The following is a 4964-nucleotide window of genomic DNA, read 5'->3' on the forward strand; positions in this document are numbered from 1 at the left end:
CCCCGCGGGGGGCGGGGGGGGCGAAAAGAAGCCGGCCGCCCCACGGTTGTTTAATGGATAACACCGCGCGGGGCCCGCGGCGGGGAAACGGGGGGGGGGGGGGGCCCTCGCCGGCGGCCTCGCCCAGCCCGCCGGCGACCAGCTCGGGCTCCAGACCGGCCGCGCGCACCGCGGCGCGGTAGCCGGCGCGCCGCTCGGCGGCCCCCGGCGCCCGGCCCCCGTGCAGGTGCGCGATGCGCCGGTGCCCCAGCCCGGCCAGGTGCTGCACCGCCAGGCGGGCGCCGGCCTCGTCGTCGGTGCGCACCACGTCGACGTCCACGCCGCGGACGGCGCGGGCGAGGACCACCACCGGCACCCGGGCGGCCAGCCGCGCCAGGTCCGCCCGGGGCAGGGTGGGCCCCAGCAGCAGCAGCGCCTCGCAGCGCTGGTCCAGCAGGGCGCGCACCGCACCGGCCTCGCGCCGGCTGCGGGCCGCCGGTTCCAGGACCAGGCGCCACCCGCGCTCCCCCGCCGCACCGCGCCCCAGCGCGGCGTACAGGGCCTCGACCAGCTCGCCGTGGAAGGGCTGGTGCAGGTCGTGGACCACCCCGAGGGTGCGGCTGCGGGCCGCGCCCAGGAGCCGGGCCCGCTGGTCGGGGTGGTAGTCCAGCTCCGCCGCCGCGCGCAGGACCCTCTCGCGGCTGGCGGGGCCGGCGCCGGGCACCCCGCGCAGCACGATGGAGACCAGCGCCCGCGAGACGCCCGCGCGCTCGGCGACGTCGGCCATCGTCACCGGCCGGTCCCGCTCCCCCGCGCCCACCGCCGCCCCCGTCCCCGTCCGCGCCCCCGTCCGCACCGCGCTCACCGGGGCCGACCCTAGTGCGCCACCCGCTTGACCGGGACGCGCTCGCGGCGCAGGATCTGGAGCGCTCCAGGCCTAGAGCGCTCTAGGGGCGGGGGTTCCGGGCACGACGGGGTGGAGGGGACGCGGTGGGTGACGCCGGCACGGGCACGGGCACGGGCGCGAGGACGACGGCGGCCCCGGTGGGGGTGGGGCTGATCGGCGCCGGGCGCATCGGCGCCTCCCACGCCCGGCTGCTGGCCGGCCGGGTACCGGGCGCACGGCTGGTCGGCGTGGCCGACCCGCGACCCGGGGCCGCGCAGGCGGTGGCCGGCCCCCTGGGCGCGCGCGCGGTCACCGACCCCGCCGAGCTGCTGGCCGACCCGGCGGTGGAGGCCGTGGTCGTCACCGCCAGCACCGAGGCGCACGCGGACCTGGTGTGCGCGGCCGCGGCCGCGGGCAGGGGCGTGTTCTGCGAGAAGCCCGCCGGGATGGACCTGGCCGACGTCGAGCGCGGCACCGCCGCCACCGCGGCCGCCGGCGTGCCCTTCCAGGTGGGTTTCAACCGCCGCTTCGACCGCTCCTTCGCCGCCGCCCGCGCCCAGGTCGAGGCCGGCGCGATCGGCACCCCGCACCTGCTGCGCTCCGTGACGCGCGACCCCGGGCTGGCGAACCCCGCGGCGGTGCCGCCGTGGGCGGTCTTCCGGCTCACCCTGATCCACGACTTCGACACCCTGCTGTGGCTCAACCCCGGCCGCGACGTGGTCTCCGTGCACGCCGTCGCCGACGCGCTGGTCGCCCCCGAGTTCAAGGACGCCGGCCTGCTGGACACCGCCGTGGTCACCCTCCGGTTCGAGGGCGGCGCCATCGCCACCGCCGAGGCGAGCTTCTCCGCGGCCTACGGCTACGACGTGCGCGGGGAGGTGTTCGGCTCCGCCGGCATGCTCACGATCGGTACCACCGCGGCGGGCTCCCTGGTGCGCCACGACGCCGCCGGGGCGCACGCGGCCACGGTCCGCTCGGACGTGGAGCTGTTCGCCGACGCCTACACCGCCGAGTTCGCGGAGTTCACCGCGGCCGTGCGCGAGCACCGGGCCCCGGCGGTCACCGGCCGCGACGCCCACCGCGCCCTGGCGGTGGCGCTGGCCTGCGTCGAGTCGGTGCGCACCGGCCTGCCCGCCGTCCCGGCGGCGACCCCGTGACCGCGCCCCGTACGCTGGCCACCCCCGCACCCCCGAAGGGCTGAGTCGTGAAGATCCTCTCCATCCAGTCGGCGGTCGCCCACGGCCACGTCGGCAACTCCGCGGCCGTGTTCCCGCTGCAGCGCATCGGCGTGGAGGTCGTGCCCGTCCACACCGTGAACTTCTCCAACCACACCGGCTACGGCTCGTGGCGGGGGCCGGTCATGGCCGCGGAGGACGTCCGGGACGTCATCACCGGCGTGGAGGAGCGCGGGGTGTTCCCGCAGACCGACGTGGTGCTCTCCGGCTACCAGGGGGGCACCGGCATCGGCGACGTGATCGTCGACGCCGTCCGCCGGGTGAAGGCCGCCAACCCCTCGGCCCTGTACGCGTGCGACCCGGTGATGGGCAACGCCAGGTCCGGCTGCTTCGTCGCCCCGGAGATCCCGGACCTGCTGCGCGAGCGGGTCGTGCCCGTCGCCGACCTCATCACGCCCAACCAGTTCGAGCTGGGCTACCTGACGGGAACCGAGCCGACGACGCTGGAGTCCACGCTCGCCTCCGTGGACCTGGCGCGGGGGATGGGCCCCTCCACGGTGCTCGTCACCAGCGTGGAGCGGCCCGGGCGCGAGGACGCCACGATCGAGACGCTCGCCGTCGACGACGCCGGGGCCTGGATCGTGCGCACCCCGCTGCTGCCGTTCAAGGCGAACGGCTCGGGCGACGTCACCGCGGCGCTGTTCACCGCGCACTACCGGCGCACCGGTGACGCCTCGGCCGCGCTCGAGCGCACCGTCTCCAGCGTGTTCGACCTCATCGAGGCCACGTACCGCTCCGGGGAGAGGGAGCTGCGGATCGTGCAGACGCAGGACGTCTTCGCCTCCCCGCGCCTGCAGTTCACCGCCGAGCGGGTCCGCTGAGCCCCGCGCGCGGGAGTCGGAGCCGCCGGGGCCGGGCCGCCGACAGCGGCGCGGCGGCGGTGGGCACACTCGCAGCATGAGCGCACCCGACGGCTCCACCCCCGCCGACCCGACCCCGGACGACCCGAGCACCCAGGACCCGAGCACGCAGGACCCGAGCACGCAGGACCCGAGCACGCACGAGCCGGTCCCGGCCGACCCCGCGGCGGACGAGCCCGCGGCGGACGAGCCCGCGGCGGACGAGCCGACCTTCGCCGACCTCGCCCTGCGCGAGGAGCTGCTGCGGCCGCTGAGCGCGCTGGGCTACGAGGAGCCCACGCCCATCCAGCGCGAGGCCGTGCCCCCGCTGCTGGCCGGGCGCGACGTGCTGGGGATCGCCGCGACCGGCACCGGCAAGACCGCGGCCTACGCGCTGCCGCTGCTGCAGGTCCTGGCCCCGCTGCCCGAGCGGCCCGGCACCCCCACCGCCGTGGTGCTCACCCCCACCCGCGAGCTGGCGGTGCAGGTCTCGGAGGCGATGTACAAGTACGGCCGCGAGCTGGGCGCCCGGGTCCTGCCCGTGTACGGCGGCACCCCCGTCGGCCAGCAGCTGCGCTCGCTGGAGCGCGGCGTCGACGTCGTCGTGGCCACCCCCGGGCGGGCGCTGGACCTGCTGGGGCGCGGCGCGCTGAGCTTCGGGGCGCTGCGCACCGTGGTGCTCGACGAGGCCGACGAGATGCTCGACATGGGCTTCAGCGAGGACATCGAGGCGCTGCTGGCGGCGGCGCCGCAGGAGCGCCAGACGGTGCTGTTCTCGGCGACCATGCCCGCCCGCACGGCGGCGCTGGCGCGCCGGCACCTGAGCGACCCGGTGCGGGTGCGCATCGAGCGCGCCCCGGTCGCCGCCGGGGAGGTGCCCAGGGTCCGCCAGAGCGCCTACCTGGTCCCGCGCGCCCACAAGACCGCCGCGCTGGGCCGCGTGCTGGACGTGGAGGCGCCGACCGCGGCCCTGGTCTTCTGCCGCACGCGCGAGCAGGTGGACACCGTCACCGAGAGCCTGAACGGGCGCGGCTACCGGGCCGAGGCCCTGCACGGCGGCATGAGCCAGGACCAGCGCGAGAAGGTGATGGGCCGGCTGCGGGCGGGGACCGCGGACCTGCTGGTGGCCACCGACGTCGCCGCGCGCGGCCTGGACGTGGAGCACCTCAGCCACGTCGTGAACTACGACGTGCCCAGCGCGCCGGAGTCGTACGTGCACCGCATCGGCCGCGTCGGGCGCGCCGGGCGCGAGGGCGTGGCCATCACCCTGGCCGACTCGCGCGAGCACCGGATGCTCAAGACGATCGAGCGCGTCACCGGTCAGCGCATCGCCGTGGAGGCGCTGCCCACGGTGGCCGACCTGCACGCCCGGCGCCTGGAGCTGACCCGCGCGGCGCTGCGCGAGAGCCTGCTGACCGACGACCTGGACCGCTTCCGCCCGGTCGTGGAGGCCCTCGGCGACGAGTTCGACGTGCTCCAGGTCGCCCTGGCCGCCGTCAAGCTCGCCCACGAGGCCACCGGCGGGCGCGACGGCGACGACGTGGACATCCCGCAGGAGCGCCCGCCGGCCGGCGAGCGCGGCACCGGGCCCGAGCGCGGCCGCGGGCGCCCCCTGGCCCGGCGCGCGGGCGCGCAGCCGATGACGCGCCTGTACGTGGGGGCGGGGCGCAGCGCCGGCGTGCGGCCGCAGGACCTCGTGGGCGCCATCGCCGGGGAGTCGTCCCTGACCGGCCGCGACGTGGGCGCCATCGAGATCACCGAGCGCTTCTCCCTCGTGGAGGTGCCGGCCGACAGGGCCGAGGAGGTCATCCGGGGCCTGCGCGGGGCGACGCTGCGCGGCAAGCGCCCCACGGTGCGCCGCGAGCGCGACGCCGGCCGCGGCCGGTGACGCGCCGCGGGAGGAGCGGACGGGCGGGCGGGGCGGGGCGCCCCCCACCCCCCAGTGACTGAGAGTGGCAGTGTGACTACCAAGTGTGAGAGGACACCGGCCGTGGAGACCACGCTGCCCCAGGACCCGCGCGCCGC

General features: G+C 77.7%; 4 protein-coding genes. 3 read left to right on the forward strand and 1 reads right to left on the reverse strand.

From position 1 onward, the window contains the following. A partial coding sequence (locus ACRYR7_RS24245; RefSeq protein WP_432574855.1) for a LacI family DNA-binding transcriptional regulator occupies positions 1-844 on the reverse strand: 844 nt, incomplete at its 3' end. Between the two features lie 125 nt (positions 845-969). Here ACRYR7_RS24245 and ACRYR7_RS24250 point away from each other — a divergent pair. From ACRYR7_RS24250 to ACRYR7_RS24260, 3 genes are all read left to right on the forward strand, one after another. Continuing rightward, positions 970-2022 carry a Gfo/Idh/MocA family oxidoreductase gene (locus tag ACRYR7_RS24250; protein WP_432574856.1) on the forward strand — a complete coding sequence of 351 codons (1053 nt, stop codon included), beginning with the start codon at positions 970-972 and terminating at the stop codon, positions 2020-2022. A 47-nt stretch (positions 2023-2069) separates the two neighbouring features. Further along, complete coding sequence (pdxY, locus tag ACRYR7_RS24255) at positions 2070-2921, forward strand: pyridoxal kinase PdxY (protein ID WP_432574858.1); 852 nt, start codon at positions 2070-2072, stop codon at positions 2919-2921. Positions 2922-2997: 76 nt separating this feature from the next. Further along, positions 2998-4827, forward strand: a complete 1830-nt coding sequence (locus ACRYR7_RS24260) for a DEAD/DEAH box helicase (protein WP_432574859.1) — start codon at positions 2998-3000, stop codon at positions 4825-4827. Positions 4828-4964 lie beyond the last annotated feature (137 nt).

Origin of the sequence: Kineococcus gurbantunggutensis, from assembly GCF_050871925.1 — a bacterium.
Lineage (GTDB): Bacteria > Actinomycetota > Actinomycetes > Actinomycetales > Kineococcaceae > Kineococcus.